This is a genomic window from Azospirillum sp. UFLA03-27, assembly GCF_059803775.1.
The window spans coordinates 1-21,832 of record NZ_JAUQTX010000052.1; the positions used below are offsets into that span (position 1 = coordinate 1).

General features: G+C 69.3%; 11 protein-coding genes. All 11 read right to left on the minus strand.

Annotated features, from left to right (window positions below):
• A partial coding sequence (locus Q4I23_RS10630) for a beta-ketoacyl [acyl carrier protein] synthase domain-containing protein (RefSeq protein ID WP_498526205.1) occupies nucleotides 1-1,217 on the minus strand: 1,217 nt, incomplete at its 3' end.
• A gap of 8 nt (nucleotides 1,218-1,225) precedes the next feature.
• On the minus strand, nucleotides 1,226-6,115 hold the full coding sequence (locus tag Q4I23_RS10635; RefSeq protein WP_498526206.1) for an RHS repeat-associated core domain-containing protein: 4,890 nt from the start codon (nucleotides 6,113-6,115) through the stop codon (nucleotides 1,226-1,228).
• Between the two features lie 149 nt (nucleotides 6,116-6,264).
• Entirely contained in the window at nucleotides 6,265-7,257 is a 993-nt protein-coding gene (locus Q4I23_RS10640) for a hypothetical protein (protein ID WP_498526207.1), read from the minus strand.
• A 17-nt stretch (nucleotides 7,258-7,274) separates the two neighbouring features.
• The gene (locus Q4I23_RS10645) at nucleotides 7,275-7,817 is read right to left on the minus strand and encodes a hypothetical protein (protein WP_498526208.1); all 543 of its coding nucleotides are present in this window, start codon (nucleotides 7,815-7,817) and stop codon (nucleotides 7,275-7,277) included.
• Between the two features lie 446 nt (nucleotides 7,818-8,263).
• Nucleotides 8,264-9,826 (minus strand): alpha/beta hydrolase-fold protein, encoded by a 1,563-nt coding sequence (locus Q4I23_RS10650; protein ID WP_498526209.1) that lies wholly within the window; start codon nucleotides 9,824-9,826, stop codon nucleotides 8,264-8,266.
• Between the two features lie 95 nt (nucleotides 9,827-9,921).
• Nucleotides 9,922-17,088, minus strand: coding sequence for an amino acid adenylation domain-containing protein (locus Q4I23_RS10655; protein WP_498526210.1), 7,167 nt, complete (start codon nucleotides 17,086-17,088; stop codon nucleotides 9,922-9,924).
• 33 nt (nucleotides 17,089-17,121) lie between these two features.
• Nucleotides 17,122-17,328 carry an MbtH family protein gene (locus Q4I23_RS10660; RefSeq protein ID WP_454019817.1) on the minus strand — a complete coding sequence of 69 codons (207 nt, stop codon included), beginning with the start codon at nucleotides 17,326-17,328 and terminating at the stop codon, nucleotides 17,122-17,124.
• Between the two features lie 25 nt (nucleotides 17,329-17,353).
• Nucleotides 17,354-18,109 (minus strand): 2,3-dihydro-2,3-dihydroxybenzoate dehydrogenase, encoded by a 756-nt coding sequence (gene dhbA, locus Q4I23_RS10665; protein WP_498526211.1) that lies wholly within the window; start codon nucleotides 18,107-18,109, stop codon nucleotides 17,354-17,356.
• Nucleotides 18,106-18,981 (minus strand): isochorismatase family protein, encoded by an 876-nt coding sequence (locus Q4I23_RS10670; RefSeq protein WP_498526212.1) that lies wholly within the window; start codon nucleotides 18,979-18,981, stop codon nucleotides 18,106-18,108. The genes dhbA and Q4I23_RS10670 overlap by 4 nt, the downstream gene beginning before the upstream one ends.
• On the minus strand, nucleotides 18,978-20,603 hold the full coding sequence (locus Q4I23_RS10675; RefSeq protein WP_498526213.1) for a (2,3-dihydroxybenzoyl)adenylate synthase: 1,626 nt from the start codon (nucleotides 20,601-20,603) through the stop codon (nucleotides 18,978-18,980). The genes Q4I23_RS10670 and Q4I23_RS10675 overlap by 4 nt, the downstream gene beginning before the upstream one ends.
• Complete coding sequence (locus tag Q4I23_RS10680) at nucleotides 20,600-21,805, minus strand: isochorismate synthase (protein WP_498526214.1); 1,206 nt, start codon at nucleotides 21,803-21,805, stop codon at nucleotides 20,600-20,602. Before Q4I23_RS10680 ends, Q4I23_RS10675 begins: the two co-directional genes overlap by 4 nt.
• Nucleotides 21,806-21,832 lie beyond the last annotated feature (27 nt).

A 21,832-nucleotide genomic window follows, 5' to 3' on the forward strand; every position in this document is an offset into this window, starting at 1 on the left:
GTTATAGTCTCGTGGGCTCGGAGATGTGTATAAGAGACAGGGTCGAGCCCGTCCGGGTCCCGCTGCCAATGCAGGTGGGGCGGGATCCGCCGGTGCGAGAGGCTGAGGACCGTCTTGAACAGGCCGGCCATTCCCGCCGCCGCCTCCGCGTGCCCCATGTTCGCCTTGACGGACCCGATCCACAACGGGCCGGAGCGCCGGCCGCCGAACACGCCCGCCAGGGCGCCGGCCTCGGCCCGGTCGCCCGCACGCGTGCCGGTGCCGTGGGCCTCGACGTACCCGACCGCGTCGGGCGACAGCCCGCCCTGCTCCAGGGCGGCCGTCACCAGCCGTATCTGCGCCGCCGGGTCGGGCAGCGTCACGCCCGTCACCGGCCCGTTGTGGTTGACCGCGGTGCTCACCACCTCCGCCCGCCGCCGCCAGCCGCGCCGCACCGCCATGTCGAGCGGGGACAGGAGAACCATCGCGACGGACTCCGCCCGGACATAGCCGTCGGCCCGATGGTCGAAGGCGCGGCAGCGTCCGGACGGCGACAGGAGCCCGGCCCTTCCCTCGATCGCGGTGTAGTGGGGGGCCAGCTGCAGTTGGGCCGCCCCCACCAGGGCAAGCTCGCATTCGCCGCGGCGCAGGCTTTCAACCGCCAGATGCAGCGCCACCAGGGACGACGAGCAGGCCGTGTCGATGGTCATGCTCGGGCCGGTTAAGTGGAAGCAATGGGAGATCCGGTTGGACAGCAGCGTCTGCATCACGCCGGTCGCGGTGTGCGGCGAAACCGGCGGGTCCTCGGGGTCGCCCAGCTGAAGGAGCTGATAGTCCTGGGTGAAGCCGCCGACGAAGACGCCAACCGGCCGCTCCCGCCAGTCGGCGGCGGCGAGGCCCGCGTCCTCCCAGCACCGCCACGTCGCCTTCAGCAGAAGCCTCTGGGCCGGGTCCATCGCTTCGGCCTCGCGGGGGGCGATGCCGAAGAAGGCCGCGTCGAACCGGTCGATGCCACGCAGGAAGCCGCCCCACCGGCTGGGATGGAGGAAATCGCGGCCCGCCGGCTCCCCGGAGGGAGTCGGCCGGTGGAAGGAGTTCACCCGCCAACGTTCCGGCGGCACCTCCTCGATCAGGTCGCGACCGGCGAGCAGCGCCTCCCACAGGGTGTCGGGGAAGGCGGCCCCGCCGGGAAAGAAGCCCGCCATCCCGAGGATGGCGACACGCCCGGCCGTCGTCATCGGCGTGATCATCCCTGGCGGCCGTAGTAGAGCTGGCGGCTGAAGGGTCCGCGGATCTCCTCCGCCTGCTTGCGGAACTCAGTGTTGAACGAGCCGTTCCGGGTGATCGTGTCCTCGTACCGGCCGGTGACCGGCTGGTAGGGCTGCGCCGACGCCGACGATGGCGTGCTCCCGTTGTCCAGCGGCGTTTCGCGCTGGCCGTTGCCGTTGGCGCCGCCGGTGTCCGCACCGCTGCCGGCCCCGACGATGTCGACGATGCCGAGCGCCAGCGTCGTTGCTCCCAGGCCGAAATTGGCGAACCCGGTCACCGCCAGGATGGCCGCCTTGTCGTAGCCGAGGAGTTGGCCCATTCCGGACAGCGCGCTGCGCCCAAGGAGCTGACCGCCCGACATCGGACCGATCTGAACGACGTCCCCCGCGGTCGAGCTGAACCGCACCAGCGGCGCGTAGTCGCCGGCGGCCGGCCGGGAGAAGAAACGGGCGCCGCGGGTCAGGTAGGGCGAGAATTTCTGCGAGGTCAACAGCCCCTTCCAGACTCCCGCCCCCACCGACATCACCATCGCCGCCGCTCCCAGGATGGTCGAGATGATCCCCAGCGTGCGGATCGTCCCTTCCCGGTGCTGGCCGGTCCTCTCGTCGTCCACGGTCATGGCGGCGCTGGCGACGCCGAGGGTGGCGCCGGCGAGGCCGGTGATGGCGCCGGCCGCGTTGAACAGGGCGAAGGCGCCCGCCATGGAGAAGAGGGAGGCACCGCCCGTCGGAACGGCCGCCGCCACGGCGACGACGGCGATGACGAGCGCGGCCACCAGCGCGGCGACCGAGATGATGAGATTCCACAGGCTGCTCAACAGCCCGGAGGGATCGGCGCGGTTGATGGGGTCGCCCTTGCAGTAGGCGTAGCAGCTGAATCCGCCGCCGGAGAACGGCGCCAGCGGATCGGGGGTGAGGAACATCATCAGCTCCGGGCTGTAGGCGCGCCGCCCGTGGCCGAGGTGGTAGAGGTTGGCCATCGCGTCGAACCGCTCGCCGTTGAAGGCGATGCGCTGGCGTTCGATCAGCGGGGTCGCCGGGTTGACGCCCGGCTGACCCGATTCGCCGTAGGGCGTGTACATCCGGCCAAGAACCCGGTCGCCCGCCTCGACGGCGGCGGCGACGGAGCCGGACGGGTCGACGGCGTACAGCTCGCTTTCGGCCGGGCTCCCGCCGGACGTGCGCCGGGTCCGGCCGCGGACCGCCTCCTTGTCGCGCCGGTACCGCACCGACGCCGTTCCCTGGCTCTCCTCGGCGAGGCTGCCGCTGGCGTAATGCAGGTCGAGCGGCTGCGCGTCGGCAATCGCCTGGCGGATCAGCCGGCCTTCGGCGTCGTAGAGATAGGAGCCCGACCGCGAGCAGTCCGTCAGATGGTTGAAGTCGTCGTAGGCGAAGGTCCGCCCGGCCCCGTCATCGATCAGGTTGCCGTTGGCGTCGTATTTGAGAACCCGCTGCGCCGCCGGCAGGCTGTCGTCGATCCGTTGCAGTTGGCTCGGGATCGCGGGGTTGTAGACGCGGGTGCTGGTGTTGACCGTGCCGTCGCGGAAGCGGGTCACCACCGAGGTGATGTTGTCGAGCGCGTCGAGCCAGAAGCTCTGCTGCGCGATCTCCCGGCCCCGGCTGTCGCTGGGGAAACGGCTGCCGGAGCAGCCATAGACGAGCAGACGGGAATAGGCGTCGTAGGCGAAGGTCTCCTGGCTGAGGATCGCGTTGGCGCCGTCCCGCGTCGTCCGGTTCGCCAGGGTGCCGTTGGGGTGGTAGCCGCGCTGCACGCTCGACAGGACAGCACCGCCCAGACGGAAGGTCCGGGTCTGCTCCCGGCCGAAATCGTCGTACTCCACCGTCGTGGCGATGGTCGTCCCGTCCTGAGTCACCTGATTGCCGGCCAGCCGGCCGAAGGCGTCGTAGGTCTGCTGGATGGTGGCGGAGCCGTTGACGATCTCGCGCACGCGGCCGGCCGAATCGTAGCGGCGGACCTCGATGTCACCGGACGGGGCCTCGGTCCGGAGCAGGCGGCCGGCCGGCGAGTGGGTGTAGCGGCACACGGAGGACGCGCCGCCGAGCGTCACCGTTTCCGTCGTCGGGTAACCCTGGCCGTCATAGCCGTAGCTCCGCCTCGCGGCGGCGTTTTGGGCGCGCAGCGGCTGGCCGCTGACCGGATCGTACTGGAAATCGTTGACGGACTGCTGCTGGCGGCTGACCGCGGTCACGGCGTCGATGGCGGCGTCGTAGCGGTAGGTGAGGGTGACGTTCGCCGGCGTCACCTTGCGGGACGGCCGCGTGGCGCCGCCATCATACGCGAAGGTCGACGCCGCCATCCCCGCCCGGCTTTCCGACAGCAGGCGCCCCAGCCCGTCGTAGGCGCGGCTGCCCAGCGTGATGCCGTTGACCGCCATCGACGCCACCAGCTCCGCGCTGGTGTGCGGAGCGTAGGTCACCGTCGTGGTGCGGGCGGCGGTGCCGTCCGCCGGTCGGGCGCGCGTCACGCTGACGCGGTCGAACGCGTCGTAGTCGTATTCGGTGACATGGCCGTCGACGTCGGTCACCCCGACGCAGCGGCCGAAGCCGTCGTAACGCCGGGTCAGCGTCTGCAGGCGGCTGCCGGAACGCCCGACCTGGGTGACGGAGGCCACCTGGTTGAAGGCGTTGTAGCTGTTGACGGTGGTGTTGAGCCCCTGGACCCCCGTGGTCAGCGTGTTCCCGACCGGGTCGCGCCGCGACAGCGAAACGCTGCCGTCGGGGTTCGTTGTCCGCGCCACCTGGTTCCAGTCGTCGTAGGCGTAGCTGGTGACCAGGGTGAGTTCCGTGCCGTCGACCTGGTCGAACACCGTGTCCGACGCCTTGCGTTCGAAGCGGTCGTAGACCGTCGCGCGCATCCGACGCTCCGTGGTTCCGCCGACGAGCTGGGCGGCGGACACCTCGCGGCCGAGGCCGTCGAACCGGCTGACGAACCGGTTGCCGCCGGCATCCGTGACCGTCACCCGGGCTTGGACGCCCTGTGCGGCATAGGAATACTCGTAATGCCGGGCCGCCGCGCTCGCCGTGCCGGGGGCCGCGGTCTCCGCCGTCACGCGGCCCATGACGTCGTAGTCGTAGCGGATCGCCACCCCGTCGGATTTGCGGACTTCGAGGGTCAGGTCGACCGCCGGGCAATAGCGGTGAACGGTGTCGCTGCGGGTTCCGTCATGGCCGATGGTGGTGCAGGTCTCCGTGACGTCCGCCGAGCCGGCCTGATAGGCGTACTGGCAGGTGGTGGTGCGACCGCCGATCGCCACGTCCTGCGTCCGGATCCGGCCGTGGAGCGTCGGCTTGGACGGATCGTCAAAGTAGGTGGCGGAGGTTGTGACGTCGGCGCTGGTCGTGCTGGTCCGCGGCAGGACGAGATAGCCGTTGCCGAGGCGGGGGAACTGCAGATATTGGAAATCGGTCTGCCGGACCGACCCGCTGCCAGCGGGGACGATGCGCTCCCGCTTGCGGAACCGCACGAACAGCCCCAGCGGGTCCGCCGGGCAGCGGCCGGACTCGCCACCGACCGGGTAATAGTCCCACTGCGTCATGATCCCCGTCGGTTCCAGCCGGCTCAGGTCGTTCCCGAACTCGTCGGTTTCTATCCTGGTCTTTTCGCTCCGCGCTCCAGACGACGCGGTGGCGTAGGTCACCGTCGTCTCCCGGACCAGCTGAAGGTTGGCGGGCTGCTCGGAAAACGGCTTTCCCGGAACGTCGTTGTAAAGCATGGCCGTCGTGGTCGTCGCCTCCCCCTGCCGGACCACGGTCGAAGTCGTGAGGTGGAACTTGTTGAACGCGGTGCGCGTGCTGGACATCACCGCGTTGCCGGCGTTGGAATCGACGACGCTCTCCTCCGACCAGTATTCGTAGGTGCCGGAGACGCGGTACAGGTTGTCAGTGCCGGCGGTGAAGCCCCCGGAATAGGGATAGCCGGTGAAGTTGGTGGTGGGACTGTAGGCGTAGCGCCGCACCGAACTCGGCTGCCCGGCCGCCGGAATGCGTTCCCAGCGCGTCACGAAGGGCAGATAGGTTCCGTTGTAATAGGAGTGTCCCCGCTCCTGGTAGGCGATCGTCTCGCTGCCCCCCATCGGGTTGTCGATACGGGTGATTCCGTAATACCCGGCGGCGAAGCGGAGATATTGGTAGACGAACACCGCCTGGGTGCCGGGATTGGCGGTGCCGCCGGTGTTGTCGTAGGGAACGGTCACCCGCTGGATCAGGTTGTTGACGACCATGAAGGCGATTTCCGCCACCCGGCCGGCCGAAGCGACGGACCGGGCGCGGGAGGGGCCGCCGCCGCCGTAGGACAGGCTGAGGAATTCGGTTCCCGTGGTGGCGTTCCGTATCCGCGACAGCCATCCCCCGGACGTGTATTCGAAGACGAACCTCTCACCGTTGGCGAAACTCAGCCCCGTCGTCTTGTAAGGGCCGCCGGCAACCGGACGGGTCAGCGTCTCCGTCGTTCCCTCGCTGCTGAGGATAAGGAGCGTATCGGCATCGCTTCGCCTCACCTCGATGTTTCTCAGCTTCTTGTCCCGGAAACTCAGGAGGTTTCCCGGCGGAGGCAGCGGGTCGCCCTGGAACCGTTCCCCGGTAGCGAGCCGGAGTTGCGAGGTCTTCAGGTCGAACTCGCTGATTCCAAGGGACCAGCCGATCCCGTAACCGTCATTGCCCGCCTTCATCATGGAGAAGGTCAACGCGACCTCGCGCTTGGCTTCGCCGCCTTTCCCGTCTCCGCCCCCGCCTTCCGGACGCAACGTCGTCAAATGGATCCGGGCACTGTATTGCCCCGTCCGCAGATCGACCTTTCCGCTCTGATTGGACTGGAAATTGAACGCGTTGGAATAGACGTCGTTGCTCATGTCGTCCCCCTCGCTGATTGGGCGCGGATCGGGAAAGGTCGGATGCGGGGACGTGGTTGGCGCGGTCCACCAACCACGCCCGGTCGCCGGCGTGTTTCCCGGATGCGGCGGCTGAAGGATCGCCGGGAAAGGCGTCCGCTCAGCTCGTCTCAGGCCTGCTCAAGGAGCAGGGTGTTGCCCGAATCGCTCGGATTGCTTTTGAGCACGAAGCGGCTGACGCAGCCGAGATTGTCGGTGATGCTCCAGTGCAAGAGATTGTCGTAGAGCCCGCTGGAGGTGTCGGTGCGCAGGTAGCGAACCCCCCGCATCATGTTGGCACCGACGCTGATGTTGATGTTGGTTGCCGGATCGACGTTGGACGGCAGATGCCCGATGTCGCCCAGCGTCAGCGACGTCACATCGTGGTGCATCGCCATCCCCATGAAGAAATTGCTGTCGTTCTTGGCATACGCCCACACCAGCTTGGGCGTGGCATAGCCCTGTCCGCTAAAATAGTCGGACATGATTTTGAGATTGTTCGGAAGCGTCCAGTAATAGACGTCCACGTCGACGTACTTTCCCTTCGCATATTCGTAATTGTAAGGATCGTCGCGGCGCGCGGCCAGTTCGCTGACGCGAATGGCATAAGGACGCTGCGGGCAAATGGTGATCTTGGACTCGAAGCTCACATTGCCGTCATCGTAGTGCGTCGTATAGGTCTTGCCGTTGTCGAGCGTGATGCGAGCCATGAACTGATAGTTCTGCAGCGGCGTGACCGACGTGCCGCAGCGGATGTAGCGCGTGATCGAATCCCAGGTCTGCGTCCGACTGGACGCCTCCCCATCGTTCAGCGAGCGGAGCGAGGCCGAGTAACCCTGCCCCCGCAGTCCCGAATCATATTGATTCTTGCTCGTGTCGCACGACCAGCCCGAGGGGAGGGGGGCATTGATGTCCGAGGAGTACATGCACACGGTGATGCTGTTCTTCTCGCTCTGCGACAGCGGCACGGTGGTGTAGCTTCCGGTCGAGTCATCGTAGACCTGTTTCTGCACATTGATTGCCACCGAGCACTGCTGGTTGCCATTCGCGTAGATCTGGTCCGTGTAGCCCTCGTTGGCCCCGATGACGGTGATGGTGAAATACTTGATCGAATACGTCTTCATGAAACGAATCCTTCTTATCAGAGGGCATCGGACGTGATCGAGAAACCGTACAGCGGCTCCTTGAGATCGGTGTGGGGTTCGATGCGGAATTTCCCCGACAATTCCTCCGAAATGCTGGTAACCGTCTTCAGAAGTATTTCCTTCGCCTCATGACTGAACATGAAAAAGAACTGGTTAGCATTTGGGTAATTTCTGTAATACAAAACCACCGCATCTTGCAGAGTTTTAATGAATTCGCCGGGATTGGGGATGGACGAAAGATCCTTGACGCTGCACAAATTCTGAGTCAACGCGCCATCGGCACTGATTATGTCGATGTAGCGATGCTCCAATTTGGGAATGAACACGCCCCCATCCCGGGTTTCGAGCAGGATGCTCTCGTAGGGCTCGTGCTGCGTCAGGAAGTACGGGATGTTGAAGCGTATCAGATAGCGGTCGTTGCCGATCTTGCAGGGAACGCACTCCACATTCCGCTGCAGGCAATGCACTCCACCGATCCACCCCGGCCCCGCCGCATTCCGGAACAGGGAGTCGACCACTCCCGATCGCAGTATGATCATCGCGCCTCTCCATCGTGTGATGGTTAGTGTTCTACGCAGTATTACAAATGTATTCTATGTCTTGACGTTTCCAAAGACGAGCATAACTTTGATAATTATCCGCGCAAAGGCGGAATTTTTCCTGCTAGGATTCTTTTTTATTTCTTCGATGTCTTTGTTGAAACTTATGAATACAACAGCATTCCCTGCGCATCGGATGCCGCAGCGCACCATTGGACTTTCCACGCTTGGCGCTTCACTTTTTCGCCCGGCATGTCACGTCTCGGCCGCCAACCCGGCTTCCCACCGCTCTCCATCCACAGCCGCCTCGACGGCCGGAGAGTCGTGAACCAAACCCAATGGGGATCCAGGGAACATGTCGAGAGCGTCATGAAAGCGCCCGAGACACAGGCGCAGCTCAGGCAACTCGTGGGTTGCGCAAAATCGGCCGCACCGGAACCGTTGCTTCAGCGCCCGAACAATGCCAACAAACCGTCGCCAAGGGCGCCGCGCCATGCGAACCGGTCGTGCCCGGCGGCATAGTCGCGATAGGCGACCTTGTAGCCTTTGGCCTCCAGCACATCCCGCAGATGGCGGGAGCTTTCAAGGATGCCGATCTCACCGTCGCTTCCGGATTCAAACAAGCCGGCACTGAGAAAAAAGCGCACCGGACGACGATCGCGCGATGCCACCAGACCAGCCATATGTTCCGGGCGGTCCGCCGACGCGTCGGCCGGATGCCACCAGAAGGAGCCGGACATGGAAAGCGCGTTTCCGAACCGCTCCGGATGGGCCAGCGCCGCGGACACCGCCGCCAGTCCACCATAGCTGGACCCGGCCAGAACCGTGCGGTCGGGGCGGGAACGGATGCCCATCCGCTCTCTCAACCAGGGGAGAAGCTCGTCGGCGAGCATCGCGGCGAAAGCGGGATTGGCCGGCAGTTCGCGTTCCCGTGCTTCGGCCGTAGGGTTGGCAATGAAGACGGCGATGGTCGGCGGCAGGCGGCCATCGCCGGTCAACTGGTCGAGCATCATCGGGACCGGCGCGTGCCGGTCGAGATAGTCCGGCCCGTCGAACAACAGCAGCAGGACGGTGTCCTTCCCCTTCGGATCGACGCCGGGCGGCGCGTAGACCGCGACGTCGCGCGTGTTCCCGAGGGTGCGGCTGGTGAAGCGTTCGGCGATGAGCCGCCCCGCCGGCTCGATCCAACCGCCTTCCAGTCCGGGCTGGAGCGGGGCGCCAGGCAGTTCCACCAGGGAAACCTGATTGTAGGGGTCGGGTGCGTCCACCGGCCAGGGATGGCGGTTCAGGGGATCGGCCTGAAGCTGCGCCAGGATCGCCATCCGGCATTCGCGGCAGGTTCCGGGAAAGTCCGGCACGTCCGGCGCGATCTGGTAGGACAGGCGGGTGGAGGAGGGGACGATGAAGCTCTTGTACCAGACGTCGCTCCGGCCCAGCCGTTCAAGATTTTCATGGTTGGAGGTCGGACCGCCGAGCAGGCGCACATTGCGGCGGGCGCCCCGCGCCAGGAAGGTCATCATGACCCGGTCCGTTCCCGTCGCGCCCATCATCGGCTCTACCAAGGGCGTGCCGCGCCGGGCGATGTCCTGCCAGAAGGCCTCGGTTCCGCCGCCGTTTTTCACCGTTTCCGCCAACGCGGCGATGGTTGGGCTCAGATGCCCCTGAAGGACGGGGTGCTGGTCGACCACGGCGATGCGGCGGGTCAGCGCCAGTCGATAGCTTCCGGCCCCACGCAGCGTGACCCGCAGCGCCGCGGTGCCGGGTCCAGCGACGAAACGGAAAACCTCCCGTCCCGCCGTGCCGTTCAGCAGCAGCCGGACAGGGCGTCCGTCCCGGTCGATCAGCCGCAGCTCCGCCGCGTCCGTTCCGGAATCGAGCACGCCTTCCACATAATCGCCATCGTCGAGGTCCAAGGGGTGAACGGCGCTGCGCTCCATGCCGGACACGGGAACGTCGAGGAGCAGAGGGGCGCCGTCCGGCACCCCGGTGCAGGCGTTCAGAGCCGTCATCACCATTCCTATGAGCATCAGGCGCCTCAATCGCCCTTCCTTTCCGCCGAACGCCCCACGCCCCAAGGGCAGAAGGGAAGGGGAGGTCCACACCGTCATCCACCCACCGCGGCACGGACCGGTTCCACGTCAGCCATCGCCGTGGCGATAACCCGGTCGAGCAGGGGGCCGACGATCCGCAGGGACGCCGGGGCGATGATGTCCTCGTGCGAGCAGTGGGACAGGCGATGGACGGACAGGCGCCCGACGCGGCCCGTCCAGCTTCCCTCGGGGTCGATGTCCGGCGGGATCGACTTCTCCGCCACGAACAGCGTCAATTCGCCGTCGTAAACGGGGGTGCGGGCCTTCGAGAGAACCCGGACGGCGTCCTTGTAGTTGCCGAAGATGTGACCGAACATCTCCACCTTCTCCCGCCGCAGATCCTCGTCCATCACGTCAGCCAGGGCGTCGCCGAGGAACTGTTCCTGCTCGCGTTCCGCCGCCTGATCGGCGTCGGTGCGGCCAAGACCGCTCCAGTCGTGGGCCTCCGCCGGATAGGTGTCGAGCAGGCCGAGGAAGTCCACCCGCTCCCCCATCCGCCGCAGCCGCACCGCCAGCCCATAGGCGACCGTGCCGCCCAGCGAATAGCCCAGCAGATGGTAGGGACCCTTCGGTTGCACCTCGCGCAGGATAGCGAGCTGGCGGTCGCACAGCTCGTCGAGGTCGGCGCTGAGCGCCAGCGGACCGTTGGGGCGCGGCGATTGCAGGCCGACGATGGGCCGGTCGCCGCTCACGTAACGCGACAGCACGCTGTACTGCCAGGACAGGCCGGACCCCGGATAGAGGCAGATCAGCGGCGGCCCCGCCCCGTCGCGCAGGCGGATCACCGGCGCGAAACCGAGATTCTCCGGCTCGTCCCGCCCGCCCGCTTCGGACAGCAGGGCGGCCAGCCGGGCGACGGTGGGGGCGACCATGATCTGGCTGACCGCCACCGGCTGTCCCAGGTCGCGGCGGATGCGTGCCGCCAGCCGCATCGCCAGCAGCGAATGGCCGCCGATGGCGAAGAAATCGTCGTCCGCGCCGATCCGCTCCAACTCCAGCAGTTCGGCAAAGATGGCGGCCAGACGGCTTTCCAGTCCCGGCGCCGGTGGACGGCCCGACGAGGCCGCCTGGGCGCCCACCGCGGGCAGGGGCAGGGCCTTGCGGTCCAGCTTGCCGTTCGGCGACAGGGGCAGGGCGGCCAGCGTCACATAGGCGGCGGGCAGCATGTGCGGCGGCAGCCTGTCTTGCAGGACGGCGCGGAGGGCCGCCTCGTCCAGCGCATGGTCCATCGCCGGGACGAGATAGGCGACGAGTTGCCGCCGGTCCATGCCGGGTTCGGATGCGCCTCCGCCCAGCTCCGCGGCGGTCACCACCGCCTGGGCCACGCCGGGCAGGGCAGCCAGCACGCTTTCGATCTCACCCAGCTCGATGCGCTGGCCGCGGATCTTCACCTGATGGTCGGTGCGGCCCAGATACTCGACCGCGCCGTCCGGCAGCCAGCGGGCGAGGTCGCCCGTGCGGTACATGCGCCGTCCCGGATCGAAGGGATCTGCGACGAAGCGCGACGCGGTCAGGCCGGGCCGTTCGAGATAGCCGATGGCGAGTTGGTCGCCGCACAGATACAGCTCCCCCACCGCGCCCGGCGGGACCGGGCGCAGGGCGTGATCGAGGATGCGGAGCTGCGTGTTCCACACCGGCCGGCCGATGGGAACGCCGCCGTCCCCCTCGATCCAGGCGGCCGAGGCCGGGCAATAGGTGACGTCCACCGCCGCCTCGGTCGGGCCGTAGAGGTTGTGCAGCGCCGCGGCGAAGCGGTCAGTGAAGGCGCGCGACAGGCCCCGCCCGAGCGCCTCCCCGCTGCAGAAGACGCGGGTCAGGCTGGTGCAGACCGCGGCATCGGGGCCTTGGCTTTCGATCACGTTGGCGGTGAAGAGGGCCAGCATCGACGGCACGAAGTGGATCGTGGTGATGCGGTGATCCTCGATCAGCCGGACCAGAGCCGCCGGGTCGCGGTGGGCCTCGGGCGGCGCCATGACCAGCCGGGCCCCGACCAGGAAGGACCAGAAGAACTCCCACACCGACACGTCGAAGCCGCAGGGCGTCTTCTGCAGGATCGCGTCGTCCAGCCCCAGGGGATACTCGTTCTGCATCCACAGGATGCGGTTGACGATGGCGCCGTGCGACACCGCCACGCCCTTGGGCCGTCCAGTGGTGCCGCTGGTGTAGATGATGTAGGCCGGGTGCTCCGGCGTCAGCCCGTCCGCGAGCACAGGCGCTTTATCCACCGCCCCGCCGCCCTCATCGACGAACAGCACCGGCACCGCGTTCCCGAACAGCGGGCGCGAGGCCGCGTCGGTCATCAGGACGCGCGGGCGGGCGTCGGACAGCATGAAGGCCAGCCGCTCCACCGGGTAGCCGAGGTCGAGCGGCAGATAGGCCGCTCCCGCCTCAATGACCGCCAGGATCGACAGGCTGAGGGACGCGGAGCGCGGCACGCCCACCGCCACCACGTCACCGGGACGCACCCCAAGGGCGCGCAGCCGCCCGGCCAGAGCGGTCACCCGCCGCCGCACCGCGCGGAAGGTCAGGCTTTCCAGTTCGTCGACCAGCGCGACGGCGTCCGGCGTGCGCGCCGCCTGCGCGACGAGGAGGTCGCGCAGCGTGGTCCGGGACACCGCCCGCGCGGTGGCGTTCACCGCGGCGAGGTGCCGCCGCTCCCCCTCCGTCAAGGTCGGCAAGGCGGCCACGGGCGTCTCGGGGTGACGGACCAGTGTGGTCAGCAGGCCGCGGACCCGCTCCGCCAGCGCCGCCGCGTCGAGCACCGCGCCGCGGTTTTCCACCAGCAGGGTCAGCTCGCGGCCCGGCAGGACCAGCAGGGCCAGCGGGTAGTGGCTGTAGCCGCGGTTGTGGACCCTGGAGACGCGGACGCCGCCGAGGTCGAGGGACTCGCAACCGCTGTCCGGGTAGTTCTCCACGACCAGCAGCGTGTCGAACAGCGCGGCGCCGCCCGCCATCGCCTGAAGCTCCGACAGGCCCAGGCCGTCATGCTCCATCAGCGCGATGTGGCGCTCCTGGATGGCCGGAAGCTGTTCCCACAGCGGTTGCGCCGGGTCCAGCACCACCCGCACCGGCAGGGTGTTCAGGAACAGGCCAACCTGCTCCTCGACGCCCGGAACGGCGGCAGAGCGTCCGGAGACCGGCGTGCCGAACAGCACGTCGTCGCGCCCCGCCAGATTGCTCAGCACAAGCCCCCACACCGCCTGCATCAGCGCGTTCAGGGTCAGCCCCCCCGCCCGCAGCCGGGAGAGGAGGGCGTCGGTCAGCTCCGCCGGAAGGGCCAGTTCCGACTCCTCCATCGGCGCGTCGCCACCGGACCGGGCCGGGTCGAACAGGACGGTCGGGGTGGCCCCGGCCAGCGTTGCGCCCCAGGCGTCCCGGCTCGCGCACAGGTCGCGGGCCAGCAGGCCGTGGACCACCGCCGGATAGCCGATGGCCAGGGGCGTCAGCGCGTCGGGACCCTCCCCATAGGCGGTCAGCAGGTCGCGCAGCAGCAGTGGCGTGGACCAGCCGTCGACCACCAGATGATGCACGGCGGTCAGCAGCCGATGACGGTCGGGCGCGGTGCGGACGAGGATGGCCTTCACCAACCCCAGGAAACGGTCGGTCGGGTTGGCGCGCTCCGCCGCCGCGGCCTCGATGCGGGCCAGCTCCGCGGCTCGGTCTTCCGGGGTCATGCCCGACAGGTCGTGCCGTTCGAAGGGCCACAACCCGGCGCCGCCGTCCGGCAGGGCGGGGATAACTAGCAGCGGTTCGCCGCGCCCGTCATGGTCGAACAGCCCGGCAAGCTGCGGGTGGCGGCGCAGCACCGCGTCGAAGGCCCGCTCCAGCCGCTCCGCGTCCAGCGGCCCGTCGAGGTCGAGCGCGGTGAAGGCGTTGTAGGCGCTGGCCTTTCCGCCAAGCTGGCTCTGGAACAGCATGCCCTTCTGCAAGGGCAGCAGCGGCACCGCCGCCGCAACCGGTCCGTGACGGCCTTTCAGCGCCGTCGCATCGACGACGGGCTGTGCCGCGACGATGGGATTTTTTGGAGTCAGCGCCTTCAGGGCGAGCGCCATGCGCCGCGGGTCGCGCCCGGCGAAGACGTCGCGGGGGCGCAACTCGAACCCGTGGGCGCGCAGGGCGCTGCCCAGCGCGATGGCGCTGATGCTGTCGCCGCCGAGCGCGAAGAAATCGGCGTCGGCGCCGACCGCCGGCAAGCGCAGAACCGTCGCCATGGCGCGGCAGAGCAGCGCCTCCGCCGGGGTAGCGGGGGCCGCACCGCCGCTCTCCGCCGCCGGGGCGGGCAGACGGGCGCGGTCCACCTTGCCATTGACGGTCAGCGGGAAGACATCCAGCACCACCAGCGCCGAGGGCACCATGTAGTCGGGCAGCCGCTCGCGCAGCCCGTGCAGCAGATTACGGGACGTCCGATCCGCCCCCTCGGCCAGGGTGCAGTAGGCGACCAGTCGGTGGCTGCCGTTCACCGCCTCCGCCACCACCAGCGCTCCGGACACGCCGGGAAGGCGGTGCAGGGTGGCCTCGACCTCCGGGATCTCAATGCGGTAGCCGCGGACTTTGATCTGGTGGTCGGCGCGCCCGATGAAGTCGATCTGCCCGTCGTCGGTCCAGCGCACCAGATCGCCGGTGCGGTAGAGCCGCCCGCCGGACCCAACGGGATCGGCGACGAAGCGCTGGGCGGTCAGCCCCGGACGGCCCACATAGCCCGCCGCCAGACCGGCGCCGCCGATGTACAGCTCGCCGACGGCACCGACCGGCACCGGGCGCAGCCGGGTGTCCAGCACATGGACCCGCACATTGCCGACCGGGCGCCCGACCACCGGCCGCTCCGCCACGGTGACGGGGGCGCGCAGCGTGTCCACCGTGTTCTCGGTCGGGCCGTAGAGGTTCACCGCCATCAGATCGGCATGGCCGCGGAGGTCCGTCCACAGGGCGGGGGAGGCCGCCTCGCCGCCGATCAGGATCAGGGTCGGGTGATGGTGGCCCGGCTCCATCAGGCCGCAGGCGAGCATCTGCGCGCAGAAGGAGGGCGGCAGGTCCATGGCGTCGATGCGCCGACTCCGCACCTCCTGCACCAGCGCGTGGGCGTCGCGCCGCATCTCCTCGTCGAAGACGTGAAGCTCCTGCCCCAGCAGCATCCAGAAGATCTGCAGCCAGGAGGAATCGAAGGCGAAGGAATGGGTGTGCGCGGCCCTCAGGACGTGGGTGCCGTGGCGCCGCTGCACGGCCTCCAGCGCCGGGCCGTAGACCGTCGCCGTGTGGGACAGCAGCAGGTTCAGCAGCGCGCCGTGGGTGTTCATAACCCCTTTCGGGCGCCCGGTGGAGCCGGAGGTGAAGATGATGGTGGCGATGTGGGCCGGCGTCAGGGGTGCCTTGCGCTCCGCCGCCGCGACGGGAATACCAAGCAGGGCCGCGCAGGCTGCCAGCAGATTGGCGTCGTCCAGGCACAGCGCCTCCAGCCCGGCCGGGAGCCGCCCGGCCACCGAGGTCCAGGTCAGCGCGCAGCGCGGCCCGGCGTCCTCGCACATCATCGCCAGCCGCTCGGTCGGGTAATCGAGGTCCAGCGGCAGGTGGGTGGCGCCGCTCGCCAGCACGGCCAGCATGGCGACCACCGCGTCGGCGGAGCGCGGAACCGCCACCGCCACCACGTCGCCGGGACCGACGCCGCGCGCGATCAACAACCGCGCCAGCCGCGACACCGCGCCCGACAGCTCCGCGAAGGTGATGCGGGTGTCGCCGAACACCAGCGCCGTGCCCTCCGGCGTCTCGGCGGACTGGCGGTCCAGAACCTCCACCAGGGTCGCCGGGCGCTCCGGCGCGTCGAAGACGGGACCGCTGGACCAGGTGGCGATGGCCGCTTCCTCGTCGGCGTCCATCACCGGCAGGCCGTCCAGCGGAGCGCCGACCACAGCGGCGTCGAGCAGCCGGACCAGGCGCCGGGCATGGCGGGCCAGTTCAGCGGCGTCGTAGCGCGTGCGGTCGGCGCGCAATTCCAGCGCTATGTCGCGGCCGCGGGTCATCAGTCCGAACTCGAAGTCGTCCACCGGACCCGTCGCCAGATGGTGGGTGATCGCCGCCACGCCCGCGAAGTCCAGGTCGTAATCGAACAGGCGGTAATTGACCACTGGGCCGTAGAGCGCCTTTCCCGATCCGACCTGACCCAGGTCGCGGGGGATGCGCTCCGCGTCGTAGCGCTGGTGCTGGCGCGCCTCGCGCAGCGCGGCCCGCACCCGTCCGGCGGCATCGGCCAGCGTGACGGCACCGGTCAGATCGATGCGCACCGGCAACACGTTGACCACCGGCGCCATGGCATGGACGGCGGCGGAGCCCATGCGCCGCATGAAGGGCACGCCCACCACCGGGCGGGGATCGCCGGACAACCGGTGCAGATAGACGGCGATGCCGGCCATGGTCAGGTCGGCGACCGACACGCCGCAAGTCTCCGCCAGTCCGGCGAGCGCGCGGGCCAGAGGGTCGGGCAGGGCGGCGGTGTGGGCCACCACCTCCGACGTCGCCTGCTGCTCGGTCGGCTTGGCGCCCTGGACGGAGAGGGTCAGCGGCGCCGGAAAGTCCCGGCACAGCGCGCTCCAATAGGCGCGGTCGCGGACCAGGGCGTCGGACGCGAGGTAGGCCGCTTCCTCCTCCGCCACCGCGGCGACGGAGACGAAGGGGCCGGGGGCCGGCGTCCGCTCCTGCATGGACGCGCCGTACAGATCCGCGATGCGGCGGGTCAGCGCGTTGAAGCTGTAGCCGTCCAGCATGATGTGGTGGTAGCGCTGGTACCAGATCCAGCGCGGCGCGCCATCCGCCCCGGTGACGTCGAACAGGATCTGGCGGCACAGCGGACGCTCGCCGTCGGCGGGCAGGTCGCCGGCCAGATCGTCGGCCATGACCGCGCGCGCCGCCGCCTCCGGGTCGGTGGCCGCGCTCAGGTCCATTCGCTCCGGTTCCGCCGCCGCATTGCCGCCACCGAGAATCTGGACGACGCGGCCGTCCCGTTCGGCGAAGCGTGCGGTCACCGTGTCGGCCTCCGCCAGCCCGTCGCGGATGGCCTGGGACAGGCGCACGGCGTCGATGGCGCCGTTCAGCTCGATGGCGTGGGCGATGACATAGGCGTTCTTCCGGGCCGCGACCTGATCCGCCAGCCAGATGCCCAGTTGCGTGCCCAGCAGGGGGATGATGCGCATGGCCCTGTCCTCATGAATGCTCTGAAAAAGCCGTCAGGCGGCGGCGGGGGTGAGGTCGGTCCAGGCGGCCTCGATGTGGTCGAGGCAGGCGGCGCGCCCGGCGGGGCCGAAGACGGCGGTCCAGCCCTCCGGCACCGCGGCAAAGCACGGCCACAGGCTGAATTGGCCGGCATCGTTCGCCAGCGCCAGGAAGTCGTGACGCTCGTCGTCGAAGGGGTTCACATACTGGTCGGTGGTCATCGGGTAAGTTCCTGAAATGAAAAGACTAACGCCCGAGCGTCGCTCCGCCGTCCACCAGCAGGTCGGCGAGCGTGATGTGGCCGGCGGCGGGGGAGGCGAGGAAGACGACCGTCTCCGCCACGTCGCGCGGCGTGGCGAGCTTGCCGAGCGGAATGCCGAGCTTGTGCTGCTCGGGATTGCCCCGGATGGTCTGCGCCGCACCGTCCGGCCCGCTCCACAGCGCGCGCTGCATGGGCGTGTCGGTGGAGCCGGGGGAAACGACGTTGCAGCGCACGCCGTAGGGCGCCAGTTCCAGCCCCACCGTCATGGTCAGGCTGGTCAGCGCGGCCTTCGACGCGCCATAGGCGGCCATGCCGATCCGCGGCACATGGGCGGCGTTGGACGACACGCTGACGATGGCGCCGCCGTTCCCGCCGCTTTTGAAGGCCGGGATCACCGCCCGCATCATGTGGAAGGGACCGGCCACGTTGACGGCGAAGCTGTCGCTCCAGTCGGCGTCGGTCGTTGCCTCCACCGGTCCCATGCGCAGGATGCCGGCGACGTTGGCCAGCGCGTCGATCCGCGTGCCCTCGGCAAACAACGCCTCGCAGGTTCCGGCGACCGCGTCGGCGTCGGCGATGTCCAGCGTCACGGCGCGGTAGGGCCGCTCCCCGCTGTCGTGCCAGTGGCGGTCGAAGGCGACGACGATGGCGCCGCGGGCGTGGAACAGGTCGGCCACGGCCCGCCCGATCCCTTGCCCGGCGCCAGTCACCCAGGCGGTCCGGCCCGCGAAGTCCGTCATGCCGCGACGCGCCCGGAAGCGGCCAGCCGGGGCTCGATCAGCGCCCACCAGCCGTTGATGCTCGGCTGCGCAGCCAATTCGGCGAAGCCGACCTCGACGCCCGCGGCCTTCCAGCGGTCCACCACCTGCATCACCGCGATGGAGTCCAGACCGAAATCCATCAGGTTGTCGTCGTCCCCCGGCACCTCGTCCAGCGAGGCGAGCAGGATGCGCCGCAGCCCGTCCTTGCTCAGCACCGCCGCAGGGGCGGCCAGCACACTGTCGGAATGGATCGTCCGCCCGGCGTTGCGCGCGACGTAGCGCAGCGCCATCATATGATCCTCGCGCGAGAAGTCGGCGATGGCGTCGGCGATCAGGAAGGGCTTGATGCCGCGCATGAAGGCGTCCAGCGCCGTCTGCATCACGCCGATGTGCGCGTAGATCCCGCAGATCAGGAGCTGGTCGCGCCCCGCCTCCGCCATCATCTCGGCCAGCGGGGCGCGGAAGAAGGCGCTGTAGCGCCATTTGGTCAGCACCCGGTCGTCGGCGTCCGGGGCCAGCGGGGCGACGATGCCCGCCAGATCCGGCTCGGCCGTCAGGCCCGGCCCCCACATATCGTTCAGCAGGCCGCGGTCGGCGTCGGTCTGCACCGGCGGCTGGGCCGTGTAGACGACCGGCACGCCCAGCGCCTTCAGATGGCGCTTCAGCCGGACGATCCGGTCGATGCAGCTGACAATGGCCGGGTTCGCCGCGCCGTAGAAGCCGACGAAATAGTCCTGCATGTCGTGGATCAGCAGGACCGCACGGGCGGGGTCGACGCTCCAGGACACCTTGTCCTGCGGCAGGTCCGCCGCGGTGGGCAGGGCGTAGGGGGCGATGGATCGGATGGTCATGATGCGGTCGTTTCCATGAGAACGTTGTCTTGGCGCGCCCGCTCGCGCAGGGTCTGCTTGTCGACCTTGCCGACGGCGGTCTTGGGCAGGTCCCGGACGAAAACGAAGCGGTCGGGCAGCTTGAAGTCGGCCAGCCCCTGGCCGCGCAGGAAGCGGCGCAGCTCCGACGGCTTGGTGCCGGGCGGGGCGATCACGAAGGCGCAGGACCGCTCGCCCATCAGCGCGTCGGGTATGGCGACGACCGCGGCGTGGCCCACCGCGGGGTGGCCGGCCAGCAGGTCTTCGACCTCCTGCGCGTCGATCTTCTCGCCGCCGCGGTTGATCTGGTCCTTGTTGCGTCCGCAGACGACGAGGTTGCCGCCCGGTGCCAGGCTGACCAGATCGCCGCTGCAATAGAAACCCTCGGCGTCGAAGACGCGGGCGTTGTGCGCCTCGGCCTTGTAATAGCCTCGGAAGGTGTAGGGGCCGCGGGTCCACAGCTCTCCCACCGCGCCGGGCGGGACCGGGTGGCCGGTGGCGTCGAGGATGCGGATCTCGTCGTCGGGGCTCATCGGGCGGCCCTGGGTGTTGACCACCGTCCAAGGATCGTCGTCGAGCCGCGTGTAGTTCACCAGCCCTTCCGCCATCCCGAAGACCTGCTGGAGACGGCAACCCAGCCGTTCCGGCACCCGCTCGGCGACGGCGGGGCTGAGCTTGGCGCCGCCCACCTGGACAACCTCCAGGCTGGACAGGTCCCCGGCACTGCCGGCGGCTTCCAGCCAGACCGACAGCATCGGCGGGACCAGCGCCGCCCAGGTGACGCGGTGGCGCGCGATCAGCGGGAAGCAGGTCGCGGGGCCGGGGTCGCCGGCCATCACCACCGTGCCGCCGGCGTGGAACACGCCGAGCGCGCCGGGTGAGCTGAGCGTGAAGTTGTGCGGCGCCGGCAGGGCGCAGAGGAAGCAGCAGGACCCGTCCAGCCCGCAGATCTCGGCGCTGCGGCGGACGCTGTAGAGATAGTCGTCGTGGGTGCGCGGGATCAGCTTCGGCGTGCCGGTGCTTCCGCCGGACAATTGGAAGAAGGCCACGCCGGACGGATCGGCGGCAAGGGCCGGCCCGGCGGCGTCCTCCGCCAGCGCCCCGCCGTCGGCCCAGGCGAAGCCGCCGATCCCGTCGTCGGACGGAGCGCCGAGCAGGAGCAGCCGCTCCGGCCCGACCGTCTGTACCATCAGAGCGACCAAAGCTTGGTCCGCCGCCGGCAGCACGGCCAGCGCCGGCTCGATCTGGCGCGCGTAGGCCGTCAGCTCATAGACGCCATGGCTGTTCAGCGCGTTGACCGGCACCACCCCGCAGCGCAGCAGGGCGAAGAAGACCAGATAAAATTCTGCGCGGTTGGGCAGGCGGACCAGCGCGGTGTCACCGGGGCGCAGGCCGCGGGCGCGGAAGGCCGCCGCCAGACGGAGCGACTGGCTCTGCAGGTCGGCGTAGCGGAACCGGCGTTCCCCGCAGAGGATCGCGGTGGCCTCCGCCGCCGCGCCCCGGTGGCGGTCGATCACGTCGGTCAGCGGGTCGCCGGTCCAGTAACCCTTGGCGCGGTAGCGCTCCGCGAACGCGGCAGGCCAGGGCGTGAAAGGAATGGTCACGACGCCAGCTCCACCGGCACGTCCGCGTTGGAGGGCAGGGCGGAGCCGACGCCGAACAGGTTCAGCATGGTGGTCAGCTTCGCCGCCGTCTCCTCCCACTCCGCCGCAGGGTCGGAGTCCGCGACGATGCCGGCCCCGGCGTAGAGGCGCAGCCGCCGCCCCTGGACCAGCCCGCAGCGGATGGACAGCGCCCATTCGCCGTTGCCCCGGCTGTCCATCCATCCGACCATGCCGCCGTACCAGTTGCGGGCGTAGCCCTCCAGCCGGTCGATGGCGTCACGGGCGAGGCCGGTCGGCGTGCCGCAGATCGCCGGCGTCGGGTGCAGCGTGTGGGCGAGCCGCAGCGACGACACCGCGGGATCGGCCAGTTCGCCGGTCAGCTCGGTGGACAGGTGCAGCATGGTCGGGGTGCGGATCACGCTGGGGGCGTCCGGCACGGACAACGGGTTGCAATGGGGGGCGAGCGCCGCGCGCACCGCATCGACGACGTACCGGTGTTCCGTCCGGTCCTTCATGGAAGCGATCAGGGCGGCGGTGCGCTGGCGCTCCACCTCGGCGGACGGGCTGCGCGGGGCGGAACCGGCCAGCGGGTTGCTGACCACGGTCCGCCCGGTCTTGCGGATCAGCAGCTCCGGGCTCGCCCCCACCAGGGTCTGTCCGTAGGCGACCGGGGCCGCGAAGACGTAGGCTCCGGGATTCTGCCGCAGCAGGGCGCGCAGCAGGCGGCCCGGCGCGAAGGCCTCGCGCGCCTCCACGTCGAGTGGGCGCGACAGCACGACCTTCTTCAACGCGGTGTCGCGGAACAGTTCAATGGCTTGGGCCACAGCCGCTTCGAAGGCGCCGCGCCCCACCGTTTCCTCGACGGCGTCCAGCGCGACGGGGTCGGGTTCGGCGGCCATGCGGCCGGCGTCCTCGTAACCGCAACACTGGGGGATGAACAGGCGGGCGTGCTGGCGTCCGTCGAAGGGGACGGCGCCGACCAGGATGGGATTCTCGACACCCTGGGCCTTGCGGCGGCGGAAGGCGCGGTCCAGCGCCTCCTCCCACCGGCCATCGGCGAAGCTGCGGTCGTCGAGGGCGACGTCCAGCCGCTCATCCACGCCGTAGGCTTTCAGGACGCGGCCACGCGAGGCGAAGGCGAAATCCGGGTCGGAACGGCCGCCGAGCGGCCGCTCCCCGGCGGGCAGGGGTAGAACGTCCATGGAAACACGAGCCTCCACTGTCCATCC

Bases quoted from the DNA above. Each gene is read 5' to 3' on its own strand.
- Q4I23_RS10635 (WP_498526206.1), bottom strand. From the start codon at position 6,115: ATGAGCAACGACGTCTATTCCAACGCGTTCAATTTCCAGTCCAATCAG.
- Q4I23_RS10640 (WP_498526207.1), bottom strand. From the start codon at position 7,257: ATGAAGACGTATTCGATCAAGTATTTCACCATCACCGTCATCGGGGCC.
- Q4I23_RS10645 (WP_498526208.1), bottom strand. From the start codon at position 7,817: ATGATCATACTGCGATCGGGAGTGGTCGACTCCCTGTTCCGGAATGCG.
- Q4I23_RS10650 (WP_498526209.1), bottom strand. From the start codon at position 9,826: ATGACGGCTCTGAACGCCTGCACCGGGGTGCCGGACGGCGCCCCTCTG.
- Q4I23_RS10655 (WP_498526210.1), bottom strand. From the start codon at position 17,088: ATGCGCATCATCCCCCTGCTGGGCACGCAACTGGGCATCTGGCTGGCG.
- Q4I23_RS10660 (WP_454019817.1), bottom strand. From the start codon at position 17,328: ATGACCACCGACCAGTATGTGAACCCCTTCGACGACGAGCGTCACGAC.
- dhbA (WP_498526211.1), bottom strand. From the start codon at position 18,109: ATGACGGACTTCGCGGGCCGGACCGCCTGGGTGACTGGCGCCGGGCAA.
- Q4I23_RS10670 (WP_498526212.1), bottom strand. From the start codon at position 18,981: ATGACCATCCGATCCATCGCCCCCTACGCCCTGCCCACCGCGGCGGAC.
- Q4I23_RS10680 (WP_498526214.1), bottom strand. From the start codon at position 21,805: ATGGACGTTCTACCCCTGCCCGCCGGGGAGCGGCCGCTCGGCGGCCGT.